The sequence below is a fragment of the Pseudoxanthomonas sp. Root630 genome, assembly GCF_001427585.1.
In the GTDB taxonomy this organism is placed as follows: Bacteria; Pseudomonadota; Gammaproteobacteria; order Xanthomonadales; family Xanthomonadaceae; genus Pseudoxanthomonas_A.
In genome coordinates, this window is sequence record NZ_LMGY01000015.1 from 288,383 (window position 1) to 304,565 (window position 16,183).

At 68.0% G+C, this 16,183-nt stretch carries 18 protein-coding genes; 7 read left to right on the forward strand and 11 right to left on the reverse strand.

Features of this window, described 5'->3' with window-relative positions:
- Complete coding sequence (locus ASD72_RS11535) at positions 1-1,257, reverse strand: NnrS family protein (protein ID WP_056880089.1); 1,257 nt, start codon at positions 1,255-1,257, stop codon at positions 1-3.
- Between the two features lie 164 nt (positions 1,258-1,421).
- Here ASD72_RS11535 and ASD72_RS11540 point away from each other — a divergent pair, with 164 nt between their 5' ends.
- Entirely contained in the window at positions 1,422-1,664 is a 243-nt protein-coding gene (locus ASD72_RS11540; RefSeq protein WP_056880090.1) for a hypothetical protein, read from the forward strand.
- 85 nt (positions 1,665-1,749) lie between these two features.
- Here ASD72_RS11540 and ASD72_RS11545 read toward each other — a convergent pair whose 3' ends face one another.
- From ASD72_RS11545 to hemN, 10 genes are all read right to left on the reverse strand, one after another.
- Positions 1,750-2,043, reverse strand: a complete 294-nt coding sequence (locus tag ASD72_RS11545; protein WP_056880091.1) for a hypothetical protein — start codon at positions 2,041-2,043, stop codon at positions 1,750-1,752.
- Positions 2,044-2,214: 171 nt separating this feature from the next.
- Positions 2,215-2,457, reverse strand: a complete 243-nt coding sequence (locus ASD72_RS11550) for a hypothetical protein (RefSeq protein WP_056880092.1) — start codon at positions 2,455-2,457, stop codon at positions 2,215-2,217.
- A 42-nt stretch (positions 2,458-2,499) separates the two neighbouring features.
- Complete coding sequence (locus tag ASD72_RS11555; RefSeq protein ID WP_056880093.1) at positions 2,500-3,045, reverse strand: hypothetical protein; 546 nt, start codon at positions 3,043-3,045, stop codon at positions 2,500-2,502.
- A gap of 86 nt (positions 3,046-3,131) precedes the next feature.
- Positions 3,132-3,560: a DUF3592 domain-containing protein gene (locus ASD72_RS11560; protein WP_155944616.1), complete on the reverse strand. Its 429-nt coding sequence runs from the start codon at positions 3,558-3,560 to the stop codon at positions 3,132-3,134.
- Positions 3,561-3,585: 25 nt separating this feature from the next.
- Positions 3,586-4,131, reverse strand: a complete 546-nt coding sequence (locus tag ASD72_RS11565; RefSeq protein ID WP_056880095.1) for a hypothetical protein — start codon at positions 4,129-4,131, stop codon at positions 3,586-3,588.
- 24 nt (positions 4,132-4,155) lie between these two features.
- Positions 4,156-4,542, reverse strand: a complete 387-nt coding sequence (locus tag ASD72_RS11570) for a hypothetical protein (protein WP_056880096.1) — start codon at positions 4,540-4,542, stop codon at positions 4,156-4,158.
- On the reverse strand, positions 4,539-4,997 hold the full coding sequence (locus ASD72_RS11575; protein ID WP_155944617.1) for a hypothetical protein: 459 nt from the start codon (positions 4,995-4,997) through the stop codon (positions 4,539-4,541). Before ASD72_RS11575 ends, ASD72_RS11570 begins: the two co-directional genes overlap by 4 nt.
- Before the next feature lie 306 nt (positions 4,998-5,303).
- The gene (locus ASD72_RS11580; protein WP_056880239.1) at positions 5,304-7,577 is read right to left on the reverse strand and encodes a nitric-oxide reductase large subunit; all 2,274 of its coding nucleotides are present in this window, start codon (positions 7,575-7,577) and stop codon (positions 5,304-5,306) included.
- 879 nt (positions 7,578-8,456) lie between these two features.
- Positions 8,457-9,212, reverse strand: a complete 756-nt coding sequence (locus ASD72_RS11585; RefSeq protein ID WP_056880098.1) for a helix-turn-helix domain-containing protein — start codon at positions 9,210-9,212, stop codon at positions 8,457-8,459.
- Between the two features lie 19 nt (positions 9,213-9,231).
- Entirely contained in the window at positions 9,232-10,629 is a 1,398-nt protein-coding gene (hemN, locus tag ASD72_RS11590; RefSeq protein ID WP_056880099.1) for an oxygen-independent coproporphyrinogen III oxidase, read from the reverse strand.
- 166 nt (positions 10,630-10,795) lie between these two features.
- Here hemN and ASD72_RS11595 point away from each other — a divergent pair, with 166 nt between their 5' ends.
- The 6 genes from ASD72_RS11595 to napA all read left to right on the forward strand — a co-directional run bounded on the left by ASD72_RS11595 (position 10,796) and on the right by napA (position 16,183).
- Entirely contained in the window at positions 10,796-12,040 is a 1,245-nt protein-coding gene (locus tag ASD72_RS11595; RefSeq protein WP_056880100.1) for a molybdopterin molybdotransferase MoeA, read from the forward strand.
- Positions 12,037-12,597, forward strand: coding sequence for a molybdenum cofactor guanylyltransferase (locus ASD72_RS11600; RefSeq protein ID WP_056880101.1), 561 nt, complete (start codon positions 12,037-12,039; stop codon positions 12,595-12,597). The genes ASD72_RS11595 and ASD72_RS11600 overlap by 4 nt, the downstream gene beginning before the upstream one ends.
- Positions 12,598-12,694: 97 nt before the next feature.
- Positions 12,695-12,865 carry a periplasmic nitrate reductase, NapE protein gene (locus ASD72_RS11605; RefSeq protein WP_056880102.1) on the forward strand — a complete coding sequence of 57 codons (171 nt, stop codon included), beginning with the start codon at positions 12,695-12,697 and terminating at the stop codon, positions 12,863-12,865.
- Positions 12,866-12,868: 3 nt separating this feature from the next.
- Positions 12,869-13,381, forward strand: a complete 513-nt coding sequence (gene napF / locus ASD72_RS11610; RefSeq protein ID WP_056880103.1) for a ferredoxin-type protein NapF — start codon at positions 12,869-12,871, stop codon at positions 13,379-13,381.
- Entirely contained in the window at positions 13,378-13,707 is a 330-nt protein-coding gene (locus tag ASD72_RS11615; RefSeq protein ID WP_056880104.1) for a chaperone NapD, read from the forward strand. The genes napF and ASD72_RS11615 overlap by 4 nt, the downstream gene beginning before the upstream one ends.
- Positions 13,691-16,183: a periplasmic nitrate reductase subunit alpha gene (gene napA, locus ASD72_RS11620; RefSeq protein ID WP_056880105.1), complete on the forward strand. Its 2,493-nt coding sequence runs from the start codon at positions 13,691-13,693 to the stop codon at positions 16,181-16,183. Before ASD72_RS11615 ends, napA begins: the two co-directional genes overlap by 17 nt.

The window sequence follows — 16,183 nt, forward strand, 5'->3', positions numbered from 1 at the left end:
TCATCCCGGCCGCCCGTCCGCACGCGGACGCAGGTAGATGCCGCCGATCCGTCCCACCCACGGCGCCAGCGCGAGCAGCCAGCCCACCGCGGCGGCGGCCTGCCATGCCATCGCATCCGGCGCGAGGTCGGCGACGATGCGCATCACCGCGACGGCCTGGATCGCGACGAAGGCGAACCACGCCACCTTCGGCATCACCAGCGGTCGCCCCGAGTGGCCCTGCGTCACCCGCGTGACCATCGCCACCAGCAGGCTGCCGAAGAAACCGATGAACATCGCATGCATCGGCGCGCGTCCCAGCACGAAGTCGTCCGTCGCCAGGAAGGTCACGCTCTGCACCACGTACAGCAGGAAGGTGATCGGCAACCATGCGGTGCCGATGAACAGCACCGCCAGCAGCCCCGGCATGCGACCGCGCGGCCACCAGCGGATCACCGCCCAGGCGGTCAGCCCCAGCAGCGGCACGTCGGCCAGCCACAGCCATGCGTACGCATGCACCAGTTCCAGCCCGAGGTGCACCATCAGCAGCGCCCATACCGCGCCCAGCCACGGCAGCGAGCGCCACGGCACGTAGCCCGGCACCACGTTGCCGGCGAAGAACGGGAACATGCGGTGCGCCACCGTCACGTACACCGGCAGCAGCAGGCCGAAGCCGCCGAGCTTGATGCTGGCGAACGCCCACGTCGGCGACGCGCCCAGCGCGAAGGCGATGAACATCACCAGCCCCAGCCAGCCCAGCAGCAAGCCGGCGAAGCACGAGCGCGCATGCCAGGTCTTCGCGGTGTCGTCGGCCAGCAGGCGGCCCAGCGTCAGCAGCGCCGCGGTCCAACCGGCCAGCGCCATCCACAGGCCGACGGTCAGGCCTGCCTGCCAACCCGCGACGCCCAGCAGGATCGCCAGCTGCCCGCCCATCAGGCCGAGCCCGACCGGCACGTAGTGCCAGCGCTTCAGGTCGGCCATGCCCATCCAGCGCGGGAACACGGTCAGCAGGAAACCGAAGATGAAACTCGGCAACACCAGGTACTGCATCAGGAAGGCATGCAGCCAACCGGCGTAGATCGGCGTCTCGGGCATCGTCCACAGGCCCCAGCGCGTGGCCGCCAGCCACAACGTCCACCACAGCATCGCCAGCAGCACGTTGCCGGCGCCGACGAAGAACATCAGCCGGTGCGGCGCATGCGCGAGCCACGCGGGCGAGAGCCCCGGCAATGGCGGCGCGGCGCGGGGACGGGGCGGGGGAACGATGTCGATCTTCATGCGGCCAGCGTGCCCGCGCCGGCCGGCGACCGCCTTGACGTGGGTCAGGCCGGGTGCGATCCGGCGGCCGGTGCCGCCTTGATCCGGGTCAAGGCCGACCGCGCGGCGAGCCCCTACAGTCCTGCTACCCGCGCATGCGCGCACCGACCCGCACAGGAATCCCGATGTCCGACCACGCCCCGCCCACCGAGCAACGCCAGCAGGCCATGACCGAGGCCCTGCGCGCCTGGGACCCGGAAGCCGAAGTCACCCTCGAGCCCGGCACCGGCCGCCTGATGGTGATGACCACGCTGCCCACCGACCGCGTGATCGCCATCCTCAAGGACGTCGGCGAACACGCCGAAGCCGGCGAGAGCGAATCGCGCGGGCACAAGGCGGGGCAGTGCTGCGGTGGGTGTTCGCACTGATCGATGGATGATCGGGGCGTTCCCCGGCATTCCGTCCTGCGTCGTCAGATCGATGCCAGGATGCTGCACTGGGCCCCGGCGCCCGTCACGTGCCGTCCACGCAGACATGCTGCACCACGCCGTCTTCGATCTGCTTGAAGCATCCGTACGTCCGGATCGAGTCCGAACAGCTACCGAGGGCAGGACTGCCCTTGGCGATGTCGGCGGCCACCAGACAGCGGCCCTCGCATTGCCGATTGTCCGTGCAGATCTTTCTTGCATCGCGTGCGGGGAAATCGCAGACATAAGGCCCGCCGGGCGGCAGCCCGCGGCGCTCCCACCATCCGCCAACCAGGGAGCAAGCGGCTTCGGTTTCCGGAAGCAGGGGCTTGTCGGCCATCGGGATGTCGACGAGCTGGGCTGGAAGCGAAGGCGTCGGACGCGAGCACCCGGTCGATGACATGACCGCCAGGCAGACCAACAGGAATCCGGGGTATCTCACGGTGTGCCTGCATGGATACGGTTCATGACAAGGGAATGTACGCGGTCCGACGGCCAGGCGCATTGACGCCTAGTCGCCGCGACCGTCGAGGGCCACGCGAACCAGCGTGATGCCCAAGAGCAACGCCACCTGCGCCAGCGCCCAGGCGATCCACCCGCCACCGGCCCAGAACGCGACCAGCGACGTCAGCAGTGAAAGCGCAGCCCACAGAACCGCATGGTCAGGGCCACCCCCGCGGGCTTCGATCTTCCCCGCATTGAAGTACAGGGACATGCCGACGATGCACAACGCCACCTGCGCGTAGATGCTCACGCGATGTCCAAGGAGGGGCTTCGACGGTCCAGGCGTTGCACGTTACCGGCCGAACTCCGCCGCGATCGGCTTCGACGCCAGCTTCCATGCGATCCAGCCGAACAGCGCGCCGAACGCGAGCGCAAAGACAACGCACACCACGGCCATCACGACGAAGAACAGCGTCATGTCGGGCGCGCCTTGCGCCTGCGCTGCCGCGAACTGGTCGTGCACGAACGAGAACATCGTGGCCTGGATGGCCAGCCCGGCCACCTGCCAGAGGATGCTCAGGATCATCAGGCCGATGAAGCACAGCCGGGCCCAGTTGCGACGCTTCAGCAGGCCGATCGAGACGACCAGCATGACCATGTTGGCCAGCAGGGCCACCAGGAAGAACCACTGGAAATTCTCGAACATGAAGGTCACGAACGGCGGCAGGTCGGGTTGCGACGGCGCCGCTTGCATGGCCTGGCCGAACTCTTCGCTGCGCAGGACGGTCTGCAGCATGATGTTCTGCAGGATCCCGACCAGCGCGCCGAAGCCCGACAGCGCGATGAAGATCCATGCCACGACGGTGACGAAGGTCGAGCGTTGCTTCAGTTCGGACATGGCCCCTCCCCGGGCGATGAAGACAGGGCCATCATGGGGCAAGTGTCCGGGCGAGGCCACTCGCTGCGCATGAGTGCGTCGGTACGTCAGAAGAGATGGACGAACGCGGCGGCCGCAAAGAAGGCAGCCGATATCGCCACCAGCCACCGCCACGCACCGATGTCTTCGGGCGTGAGGCCTGTACCGGGGTTCCGCGGGTCGTAACGGATGACGATCTCTTCAAGCAGGGGCGCCCTGCGCCACAGTTTCAAGCCGGCGACCTGGACCGCCGCGCGATCTTCTACGCGCTTGCGGTACTCCAGTCCGCCGACGGTCCAGACAAGCACATGGTCCGTGTCGGTGTTGACGCCCCATTGGCGGTGACCCAAATCCTCGAACCACGACTGCGGCGGCACTTCCACGACACGTGCCGGCGCGGAGGGCCATGTCCGAGCCGTGCGCGCGCGCAGGAATGCCAGCAGTGCAACGCCGCACGCCACCCCGCCGGCCGCAACGAGAAAACCCGTCATCGTCATTCTTGACCTCGCAGGGTGTGCACGGCTAACCCGGGCCGCCGGGAGTGAGCGTTGATGCGCGCTCGTGACGGCGCCCCGCGATGGCCGAAAGGATCGCCTGTTCGAGCGGCTCCACCAGGATCGATCCGGGACGGTTCATCCGGTGCAGGATGATAAAAAAAGCCACCAGGGACAATCCGAACACGACTTCGCCTGAGAGCGTGCCTTTCCAGTGGACATTCACACCGAAGAGCGAGAGCGCGCCAAGGAACAGCGAGCCGCCCACCGGCAGCGTCAGCCACAGTTTCAGGACGAAGTCCGCCTTGAACCGGCCGCGCAACCGGGTTCGACCTTCTTCCTGCACGAAACGACCGACGAAGGCAGGACTGAACATGGACAGCAGATACGGCGCGTCCCGCCACAGGGCTACGTCATGCACGGTGGCGTGCCCGTGCAGCGTAGGGATGCCCCGCCGTGCCACGGGTCCGACCTGGTCGGTCGTGGCGGCGAGCCGGCCTACCGCCTCGTGCAGCGGAAGGTCGGTCGAGTAGACGACGTCGAAGTCCCCGAAAAGCAGTGTTGAGATCGACATGGGCTCAGCGGAGGCGCGATGGATTCAGGAGGGCGATCGCTGTGTGGCGGCGTAGAGGGGCGCAACGAACAACGCGATGGTCAGGAGGAAGTAGGCGTAGACACGCGGGAACTCCCTGACGCCCGGCACCCGGTCCGTCCAGGCGGCATACGACTCGGGTGTCTGGAGCCTGTCGAACACGCGCCCGTTGAGGAACCGCAGGACGAGGAAACATCCCGCGAAGATCAGCACGAACACCCAGCGCGATACCTCGAGATGCGGCCCCCACAGCGAAAGCCCGAACAGGTTGAACGCCTGGAGCATGGAAAGGATGCTGCAGGCATCGAAACGCTCATGGCCTTCGGGTGTGATGCGGTAATGCCATCGTTCGAATTCCCCGGCGAACGATGCGTACCAGGTACCCAGCGTCATGCCACGACGTCCTCCCGGGTGGGGTCCGGGTCGACCGAGCGCGTGCGCCTCAGATAAACAAGCAGGCAGCACGCCGCTACCGCGACGACGTTGATGCCGACGATGAAAGGCTTGCCCTGCAGCAGCGAGTACTCGAACTGGCTGCCGAACCTCGCGAAGAAATCCCACGTGGAGATGCTTGGCTGGTACTTGAAGTGGAGGGATGCGCCACTCGAGAACGAGTAGCCCGCGACGGGCGACATCAGGAAGGGCACCTGGGCCAGCCAGAAGTAGAAGTTCTGCCGTAGTGCGCCGTCACGGCCTTCAAGCAACCACAAGCCGCAGACCACCCCCCAGGCGAACAGCGCCAGGAAAGGAACGGACAGCACTTTCGAAAGGATGGCCCCCGGCGCAACCAGCAGGCTGAGCCCGACCGCCAAGCCCGTAAAGCCCCCGCCGAGCGCGAGGATGCCCAACAGCCTCCGCTGCCAATGCCGCATCGATTTCCCCCAAGTCCGATCGCCGGCACCCCTGCCGTCCCCCGATGTTAAACGTGAAACAACCCGCCAACCCAGGTAAATGTGAGGAGGTGTCACCCGCGGGGCGTTGTTCGGCCATCGCAGGACCGGGGATGGAGTTCTGAGCGCCATCGATGGCATTCCGCGCCTTGCGCACGGCCTTCGGCGCCCCGTTCTCACAAAAGAGAGCCGCTTGCGCGGCTCTCGGGCTGCAACCTGCAGCAGGTGGCCCGGCCTCCCCACCCGGAGAGGCCGGTTCCAGGGTCAGGCTTCGCCGGGTTGTGCGACCGGCAGCGGCTCGCGGCGCGGGGACAGCCACAGGCTGGCCACGAACCACACCAGCGCCAGCGCACCCACGCTGAAGAGCGTGTCGGCCGGCACCCGCATCCACACCAGCATGTCCACGATCGGCTGCTGCATGAACTCCGCCGAGCGCGCGAACCAGTAACCGTGCTCCAGCGCCGCATTGAGCTGCAGGATACCCAGCGGCAGCAGGGTCAGCAGCGACATGCCGGCCAGGCCGATGTTGAGCGACCAGAACGCGGTCTTCAGCAGCTTCTCGTTCCACACCACGTCCGGCTTCAGGCCGCGCAGGCAGAACAGCATCAGGCCGATGCCGAGCATGCCGTACACGCCGAACAGCGCGGTGTGGCCATGGTTGGGCGTCAGGTTCAGGCCCTGCATGTAGTACAGCGGCAGCGGCGGGTTGATCAGGAAGCCGAACAGGCCCGCGCCCACCAGGTTCCAGAACGACACCGCGATGAAGAACTGGATCGGCCAGCGATAGCGCTGCATCCACGGCGTGGCCTTGCCCATCTTCCAGCTGTGGTACGCCTCGAAGCCCACGTAGGCCAGCGGTACCACTTCCAGCGCGGAGAAGCTCGCGCCGAGTGCGATCACCGCCGTCGGCGTGCCGGTGAAGTACAGGTGGTGCAGCGTGCCCAGCACGCCACCGGCCATGAACACGATGGTGGCGAACAGCACCGCCACCGTGGCGGTCTTCGTCTGCAGCAGGCCCAGGCGGGTGAACAGGAAGGCGATCACCGCCACCGCGAACACTTCGAAGAAGCCTTCCACCCACAGGTGCACCACCCACCAGCGCCAGTACTCGACCATCGACAGGTGCGTGTGCTCGCCCCACATCAGGCCGGCCGCGTAGAACAGGCCGATCGCCACCGTGGACAGGAACAGCAGGCTGACGATGCTGCGCGATTCGCCGCCGTTGCGGATGGCCGGCCACAGCGCACGGCCCACCAGCACCAGCCACAACGTCAGGCCGATGAAGAGGAACCACTGCCAGAAGCGGCCCAGATCGACGTATTCCCAGCCCTGGTGGCCGAACCAGAAGTTGTGCTCCAGGCCCAGCTTCTGCATCACCGCGAACCACTGGCCGGTGAATGCACCGACCACGATGACGATCAGGCAGGTCCACAGGAAGTTGACGCCGAGGCGCTGGAACTTCGGCTCGTGCCCGGAGATCGCCGGACCGATGTACAGGCCCATGCCGAGCCACGCGGTCGCGATCCACAGCACCGCGAGCTGGGTATGCCAGGTGCGCGTGAGCGAGTACGGCAGGATGTCGGCCAGCGCGAAGCCGTAGGCCTCCTGGCCTTCCACCTGGTAGTGCGCGGTGATCGCACCCAGCAGGATCTGCACCACGAACAGCGCGATCACCACCCAGAAGTACTTCGCGGTGGCGCGCATCGACGGCGTGATCTTGATCTTCGCCAGCGGATCGCTTTTCGGCAGCACCGGTGCCATCTCGTCGCCGTGGTTGACCGCGTAGTGCCAGCCCAGCAAGGCGACACCGGCGATCAGGAACAGCACGCTGAAGACCGTCCACATGAAGGCGCTCGGCGGCGGCGTGTTGCCGACCAGCTCGTCCGCCGGCCAATTGGCCGTGTAGCTGATCGCCGCGCCGGGGCGCTCGGTTACCGACGACCACGCGGCCCACCAGTAGAACGCGGTCAGCTGGCGGCGGTGTTCGGCGTCGGGCACGGTGTCGTTGCGCATGGCATAGGCCTCGCGCAGATCGCCGGTGGCCGGATCGGCGGAGAACAGGCTCTGGTAATGCGCACCGACCACGCCGATCGCGTCCGCGCGATCGTTCGACAGGGTGATGCTGCCGGTCGCGGCGTCGTAGGTGTTGGGCCGCATCAGCGCCTGCACGCGCGTGGCGTAGGCGGCCTGGGTGGGCGCGTCGAGCTGCTTGTAGCCTTCGACACCGGCCTCCCGCTTGGCCCATCCATCCAGGATGGCCTCGGCTTCGCGGTGCAGCCAGTCCGCGCCCCAGTCGGGCGCCACGTAGCCGCCGTGGCCCCAGATGGAGCCCAGCTGCTGGCCACCGATGGACTGCCATACCTGGCGGCCGGTCTCGATGTCCTGGCGGGTGAAGATCACCCGGCCGTCCTGCGCCACGACCCGTTCGGGTACCGGCGGCGCCTGGCGATGCACTTCGCTGCCGACCCAAAGCAGGACGGCGAACGACGCAATGAGCAGGGCCGCCAACCCCACCCACAACTTGCGTGTCGAATTCATGATGCGGCTCTCCTCGGGAAACGGCCGCATCATCGGCGCGCCAGCCCGGGGGCTCCATGACGCAGGTCAAGCCGAAAGGGAATTGCCGACGTCGCTGTCTGTAGGAGCGACGTGAGTCGCGACCGGAGCCTGTCCGGTCTTCGTGGAGCTGATCGGCAGTGGGGCCGTGCGGTCGCGACTGACGTCGCTCCTACAGGGGTGAGTCGCGACCGGAGCCTGTCCGGTCTTCGTGGAGCTGATCGGCAGTGGGGCCGTGCGGTCGCGACTGACGTCGCTCCTACAGGGGATTCCGTCCCTTCAAACCCGCCGCACGCTCAGCGCCGGCCGCTTTTCTGTAGGAGCGACGTGAGTCGCGACCGGAGCCTGTCCGGTCTTCGTGGAGTTGATCGGCAGTGGGGCCGTGCGGTCGCGACTGACGTCGCTCCTACAGGGGGTCCCGTCCCTTCAAACCCGCCGCATGCTCAGCGCCGGCCGCTTTTCTGTAGGAGCGACGTGAGTCGCGACCGGAGCCTGTCCGGTCTTGATGGGGCTGATCGGCAGTGAGGCCGTGCGGTCGCGACTGACGTCGCTCCTACAGGGGGTCCCGTCCCTTCAAACCCGCCGCACGCTCAGCGCCGGCCGCTTTTCTGTAGGAGCGACGTGAGTCGCGACCGGAGCCTGTCCGGTCTTCGTGGAGCTGATCGGCAGTGGGGCCGTGCGGTCGCGACTGACGTCGCTCCTACANCCGTCCCTTCAACCCCGCCGCACGCTCAGCGCCGGCCGCTTTTCTGTAGGAGCGACGTGAGTCGCGACCGGAGCCTGTCCGGTCTTCGTGGAGCTGATCGGCAGTGGGGCCGTGCGGTCGCGACTGACGTCGCTCCTACAGGGGATTCCGTCCCCTCAATCCCGCAGCACACTCAACGCGAGGGCTTCCAGGCGGGGCAGGTCGAGGATCTCGACATCGCGCTGCTTGATGTGCAGCAGGCCGTCCTGTTCGAAGCGGCGCAGCACGCGGCTGACCGTCTCGGGCGCCTGGCGCAGGTAATTGGCGATGTCGGTGCGCGCCATCGTCAGCTGGAACCGGCGCGGCGAGAAGCCGCGTGCGGCCAGCCGGCGCGAGAGGCCGATCAGGAATGCGGCCATGCGTTCGTCGGCGGTGTTGTCGCGCGCGAACAGCGAGGCCACGCCGATGTCGCGGCTCATCAGCTTGAACAGGTGCGCCTGCAGGTTGGGCAGGCGCGCGGCCAGCATCGCGATCTTCGGGAACGAGAAGCGGCACAGCATCACCGTGTCCAGCGCGATCGCGTTGCACGGGTAGCGGTCGCCGTGGATGGCGTTGAGGCCGATCACTTCGCCCGGCAGGTGGAAGCCGAGCACCTGCTCGTGCCCGTTGCGGTCGATCTGGTAGGTCTTCACCGTGCCCGCGCGCACCGCGGCGATCGCGCCGAACGGGTCGCCTTCGCGGAAGACGTGCTCGCCGGCCCGCAGCGGGCCGACGTGTTCGACCAGCACGTGCAGGTCCATCAGGGCGCGCTTGTCCATGCCTTCGGACAGGCAGGCCTGCGAGAACGCGCAGGTGGAGCAGAAGGTCAGCGAATCGCCGTCGTCGGCGACGATGCTCGCATCGGTGCGCGGGAAGACCAGCGGCGAGGTCATGCGGACACTCCCGGGAAAGTCAGACCGTGCGCGAGAAGCGAGGCGTCGAGGCTGTAGCGGTGGGCAGGTAGCGGTCGAAGCACATCGCGATGATACGCAACAGCATGCGTCCGCGCGAGGTCGTGCGCAGGCGGTCGCGCTCCAGCTCCACCAGGCCGTCGTCCTGCAGCGGGCGCAACCGTTGCAGCGCATCGGCGAAGTAGGTGGTGAAGTCGATCACGTGGCGGCGGCCGAGGTCGCGGTAATCCAGCGTGCCGTGGCACATCAGCTGCTGGATGACATCGGCGCGGATCACGTCGTCTTCTTCCAGCCGCATGCCACGCCATACCGGCAGGTGGCCCTGGTCGATGGCCTGCTCCCAACTGCCGAGGTCGCGCGGGTTCTGGCTGAAACTCGGGCCGATGTGGCTGATGGCGCTGACGCCCAGGCCCACCAGGTCGCTTTCGGCGTGCGTGGTGTAGCCCATGAAGTTGCGGTGCAGGCCGCCGCGCCGCTGCGCTTCGGCCAGGCTGTCGCCGGGAAGCGCGAAGTGGTCCATGCCGATGTAGACGTAGCCGGCCTCGCCGAGCTTGTCGATCGCGCATTGCAGCAGGCCGAGTTTCACTTCCGGCGGGGGCAGGTCGTCGGCATTGATGCGCTGTTGCGGGCGGAACATCGACGGCAGGTGCGCGTAGCTGTAGATCGCAAGCCGGTCGGGCCGCGCCTCCAGGGTGATGTCGAGCGTGCGCGAGAAGCCGGCCAGGCTCTGCTTCGGCAGGCCGTAGATCAGATCGACGTTGACCGATTGCAGGCCGTGCGTGCGGCAGGCGTCGATGATCGCCAGCGTCTGCTCGACGCTCTGGATGCGATTGACCGCGCGCTGCACCTCGGGGTCGAAATCCTGCACGCCCAGGCTGGCGCGGTTGAAGCCGGCCGCGGCCAGTTCGCCCACGTCGTCGGGGCTGATGAAGCGCGGGTCGAGCTCGATCGAGCAGTCCAGCCGCGACGGGGCGGCGAACGAGAAATGCCGGCGCAGCACGTCCATGGCTTCGGCGATCTGCCACGGCGTCAGGAAGTTGGGCGTGCCGCCGCCGAAGTGGACCTGCTCCACGTCGCGGTCGCGGTCGAACAGTGCCGAGGCCATCGCCACCTCCCGGTACAGCCGGGTCAGGTAGGCGGCGCCGCGCGCGGTATCGCGGGTGATGATGCGGTTGCAGCCGCAGTAGAAACACGGGCTGGTGCAGAACGGGATGTGCAGGTACAGCGACAGCGGGCGCGGGATGGGGTCGCCATTGCTGATCGCCGCCATGCTGCGCAGGTCGGCCTCGTCGAAGCCGGGCGAGAACTGCGGTGCGGTGGGATAGGAGGTGTAGCGCGGCCCCGGCGTGTCGTAGCGCCGCAGCAGGTCGGGATCGAACAGGGAGGACAGGCTGGCCATGCGTGCAGGCTAGGTCCGCGTGGCCGGGTTGTCCTTGACATGGGTCAACCGCCTGCGGCGGCGCGTCGCAGGTTCAGGCGCGTGAAGAAGGTCGGCACGCATTTGGCAAGCGCGCGTGCGCGCACTAGGCTGGTGCCCGCCACGAGGCCAGGGAACAGGAGGCGCAGTGATCGGCTATCACGAGGCGGTGGCAAGGCTGACGGACGGCGCAGGCCTGCTGGGCACGCAGCGTATCGCCCCGGGCGATGCGATCGGCCGCGTGCTGGCCGGAGCCGTCGCCAGTGCGGTAGCGCTGCCGCCCTTCGACAATGCGGCCCTGGATGGCGTGGCGCTGGCGACCGGCGGCGTGCCGGTCGCCGCAGGCAGCGTGTGGGAGATCGCCGCGCGCATCGCGGCAGGCGACGCGCCACCGCACGATGCCGCATCGGCGTGGGAGATCATGACCGGTGCGTCGCTGCCTGCGCGCGCCGACACCGTGGTGCCGGTGGAGAAGATCGACAAGCTCGCCGCGCGCGCGGGGGGCACGACGCACGTGCGCCTGCTCGCCGATGCGGTGCCGGGCGCGAACATCCGTCGCCGCGGCGAGGACGTGCAACCCGGACAGCGCGTGCTGGCCGCGGGTGCGGTCATCGATGCCGGCGCGCGCATGTTGCTGGCGGGCCTGGGCATCGACCGGATCGACGTGGCGCGTCGCCCGCGCGTGGCGCTGCTGGCGACCGGTCGCGAGATCGTGCCGGCGGGCGAGCCGCTGCCGGCGGGCGGCATCCACGATGCGACATCGCCCTATCTCGCCGTCGCGTTGGCGGCGGCCGGTGCGGATGCGATCCGCATGACGCGCGTGGGCGACGATGTGGACGCCTTCCAGGCTGCGCTCGACGCCGCGCTCGCCGAAGGCGCCGACCTGGTGCTCAGCACGGGCGCGGTATCGAAGGGCTGTTACGACTTCGTGCCGGCCGCGCTCGGCGCGCGTGGCGCCGACGTTATCTTCCATGGGGTGGCGATACGCCCGGGCAAGCCGGTGCTCGCTGCGCATCTGCGCGAAGGGCCGCTGTTCGTCGGTCTGCCGGGGAATCCGCTGTCGACGGCGGTGGGTTTCCGTTTCCTGGTCGAACCGCTGCTGCGCGCATGGCTGGGCCTTCCCGCGGAAACGCCGCGGCGCGTGCCGCTTGCCGCGGACTGCAACAAGCGCGAGGGCCTGCTGGCCGCCTTCCATGGCACGCTCCGCTGCGACGCGGAGGGGCGACTGCGTGCGCACGTGACCGAGGCACAGGCGTCGTTCCGGCTGCTGCCGTTCTCGCAGTCCTCCGCGTGGATCACGCTGCCGGCGAACGTGGGCCGGGTCGATGCTGGAACACGGGTGGAGGTGCATGGCGCCAGCCACCTGCACGCGCCGTCCTGGACTGGCGAATGAAGGCTTCGCCACCGCCCTGGCGCGCCGTGCTGCTGGCGGGTGGTCGTTCCTCGCGCATGGGCACGGACAAGGCCATGCTGCCGTGGGGCGACGGGACGCTGCTGACGCATATGCGCGCGCTGCTGCTTGCCGCGGGCGCGGATGAGGTGATCGTCAGCGGAGATCGTCCGGACATCGGCGGCGTGCCCGACGCAATGCCCGACACCGGACCGATGGGTGCGCTGGCGCAACTCGCGCCGCGCCTGCGCGACGGCGCATGGATCGTGGTGCCGGTGGACATGCCGCTGCTGTCCGCGGATCTGCTGCGGGCACTGCGCACGGTCGATGCCGCGTGCGCGTGCGTGGAAGGCCACGCGTTGCCGATGGCATTGCGGCTGGATGCCGACGTGCGCGCGGCGATGGTGGAGATCGGCGCGCGCGCGGGGCGCGAGCGCTCGCTGCGCGCGCTGCAACAACGGCTGCCTGCACAGGTGTTGCCGGCCGCGCCCTGGCAGGACGTCCTGCGCAACTGCAACACGCCGGACGACTGGATCGCCCTGCAGCGTCCGACGCGTTGAGCACCGGCCGATGACCGGGAGCGGGCCGGTCACATGAATGTGATAGCCTGCGGCCGCAGCATCGTCGCACCCAGTACCCAACCGCAAGGTAGGCATCATGGAGCAGAGCGAAGGAACAGCCGTTGCGAGCAAACAACAGGAGCGCCTGGCGTTCCTGCTGCTGACGGTGGTCATCTTTCCGTTGATGGCCGTGCTGATCGTCGCCGGCTACGGCTTCCTGGTGTGGATGTGGCAGCTGCTGTTCTCCGGGCCGCCGACCGGGCCGTGAGCGATGAGCGAGATCCGCTCCCCTTCCCGTCGTGCCCTGCTGTTCGGCCGCGTGCCGACCGCACCGCGGCCTGCTGCAATCCGACCGCCCTGGGCGAAAGCCGAGCCTGAGTTCCTGGCTGCGTGCACGCGCTGCGATGCCTGCGTGCAGGCGTGTCCCGAGCAGGTGTTGATCCGCGATGCCGACGGCCTGCCGCGCTTCGAGGCGCGCGCGGGCGAGTGCACGTTCTGCGGCGACTGCGTGGCCGCGTGCGACAGCGGTGCCTTCGAGCCTGCGGACACGCTGCCCTGGACCCTCGTCGCCCAGGTCGCCGGCACCTGCCTGTCGGCGCAGGGCGTGGTCTGCGCCAGCTGCCGCGAGGTCTGTCCCGCCTCCGCGATCCGCGTATCGCCCGGCGCGCGCGGCGCGCCCACGATCGATGTCGAGGCCTGCACGGGCTGCGGCGCCTGCGTCGCGCCGTGCCCGGTGGACGCCATCACCCTGCAGGACACATCCGCCATGGAGGCCGTCGCTTGAACGCACCCGCACCCGATGCCGAAGTCCATATCGCCAGTTTCGTCATCCAGCATCGCGACACGGCGGGCGACGCGCTGGCGGCGATGATCCGCGAGCACCCCGATCTCGACCTCGCGCTCGCCGCCGGTACGCGCAGCGTGGTGATCTGCGAATCGGCCGACCGCCATGCGGTGATGGAGCGCGTCGACCAGCTGCAGGCGGTGCCGGGCGTGCTCAACGTACTGCTGGTCTACCACCACGCCGAACCGGCGCATGCGCTCGACGAGCCGCTGCCGTCCCTGTCCATCCTGTCCGCGACCGGAGAGGCCCATGAGCACACGTCGTGACTTCATCCGCCACAGCGCACTGGCCACGGCCGCCGCCGCGGCCGGCCTGCCGCTGACCGGGACCGGCAGCAACGTCGTCACCGAAGGCGACCTGACCACGCTGAAGTGGGACAAGGCCCCCTGCCGCTACTGCGGGACCGGATGCGGCGTGAACGTCGCAGTCAAGGACGGGCGCGTGGTGGCCACGCACGGCGACGTGCATGCCGAGGTCAATCGCGGCATCAACTGCGTGAAGGGCTACTTCCTCTCGAAGATCCTGTACGGCGCCGACCGCCTGACCCAGCCGCTGCTGCGGAAGAAGAACGGCGTGTACGCGAAGGACGGCGATTTCACCACGGTGACGTGGGACGAAGCCTTCGACGTGATGGCTGCGCAGTTCAAGCGCGTGCTGAAGGAGAAGGGCAGCGATGCGATCGGGATGTTCGGTTCCGGCCAGTGGACGATCTTCGAGGGCTATGCGGCCAACAAGCTGATGAAGGCCGGCTTCCGCAGCAACCACATCGACCCGAACGCGCGCCACTGCATGGCCTCGGCGGTGATGGGGTTCATGCGGACCTTCGGCATGGACGAGCCGATGGGCTGCTACGACGACATCGAGGCGGCGGACGCGTTCGTGCTGTGGGGCTCGAACATGGCCGAGATGCATCCGATCCTGTGGACGCGGGTGACCGACCGGCGGCTGTCGCATCCGCACGTGAAGGTGGTGGTGATGTCCACCTTCGAGCACCGCAGCTTCGAGCTGGCCGACATCCCGATCATCTTCAAGCCGCAGACCGACCTGGTCATCCTCAACTACATCGCCAACCACATCATCCGCAGCGGCAAGGTCAACCGCGACTTCGTCGGCAGGCACACCACGTTCAAGCGCGGCAACGACGACATCGGCTACGGCCTGCGGCCCGAGCATCCGCTGGAGGTCAAGGCGAAGAACGCCAAGGACCCGAATGGCGGGGAGCCGATCAGCTTCGAGGACTTCGCCGCCTTCGTCGCGCCCTACACGCTGGAGAAGGCGGTCGAGATGACCGGCGCCGAGCGCGGTTGGCTGGAGCAGCTGGCCGAGCTGTACGCGGATCCGAAGACGAAGGTGATGTCGTTCTGGACCATGGGGTTCAACCAGCACACGCGCGGCGTGTGGTGCAACAACATGGTCTACAACATCCATCTGTTGACCGGGAAGATCGCGACGCCGGGCAACAGCCCGTTCTCGCTGACCGGGCAGCCTTCCGCGTGCGGCACCGCGCGCGAGGTGGGCACCTTCAGCCATCGCCTGCCCGCCGACATGGTGGTGACCAATCCCGAACACCGGAAACATGCCGAGGAGATCTGGAAACTCCCGCCCGGCACCATCAACCCGAAGGTCGGTTACCACGCCGTCGAGCAGAACCGTGCGCTGAAGGACGGCAAGCTCAACGCGTACTGGGTGATGGTCAACAACAACATGCAGGCCGCGGCGAACCTGCGCGAGGAAACGTGGCCGGGCTACCGCAATCCGGACAACTTCATCGTCGTCTCCGATGCGTACCCCACGGTGACGGCGCAGGCGGCGGACCTGATCCTGCCGGCGGCGATGTGGGTGGAGAAGGAAGGCGCCTACGGCAATGCCGAGCGGCGCACCCAGTTCTGGCACCAGTTGGTGAAAGCGCCCGGCGAGGCGCGCTCGGACCTGTGGCAGCTGATGGAGTTCTCCAGGCGTTTCACCACCGACGAATGCTGGCCGCCCGCGCTGTTGGCGGCGAACCCGCAGTACAGGGGCAAGACCCTGTTCGACGTGCTGTACCGCAACGGCAACGTGGACCGGTTCCCGACGACCGACATCGCCTCCGGCTATGCCAACGACGAGTCGGCGTTGTTCGGCTTCTACGTGCACAAGGGGTTGTTCGAGGAATACGCGGCCTTCGGTCGCGGCCACGGCCACGATCTCGCGCCGTTCGACGACTACCACAAGGCGCGCGGCCTGCGCTGGCCGGTGGTCAAGGGCAAGGAGACGCGTTGGCGCTATCGCGAGGGCGCGGATCCGTACGTCAAGGCGGGGAGCGGCTTCGAGTTCTACGGCAACAAGGACGGCAAGGCGGTGATCTGGGCGCTGCCGTACGAACCGCCCGCGGAATCGCCCGACGACGAGTTCAACCTGTGGCTGGTCACCGGCCGCGTGCTGGAGCATTGGCATTCGGGGTCGATGACGATGCGCGTGCCCGAGTTGTACAAGGCGTTCCCGGCGGCGGTGGTGTTCATGAATCCGGACGACGCGAAGGCCCGCGGGCTCAAGCGTGGCGACGAGATCATCGTGGCGTCGCGGCGCGGCGAGATGCGCTCGCGGGTGGAGACGCGCGGCCGCAACCGGATGCCGCGCGGGGTGGTGTTCGTGCCGTGGTTCGACGCGGGACAGCTGATCAACAAGGTCACGCTGGACGCGACCGATCCGATTTCCAAGCAGACCGACTACAAGAAGTGCGCCGTGAAAGTCGTGGCCGCCTAG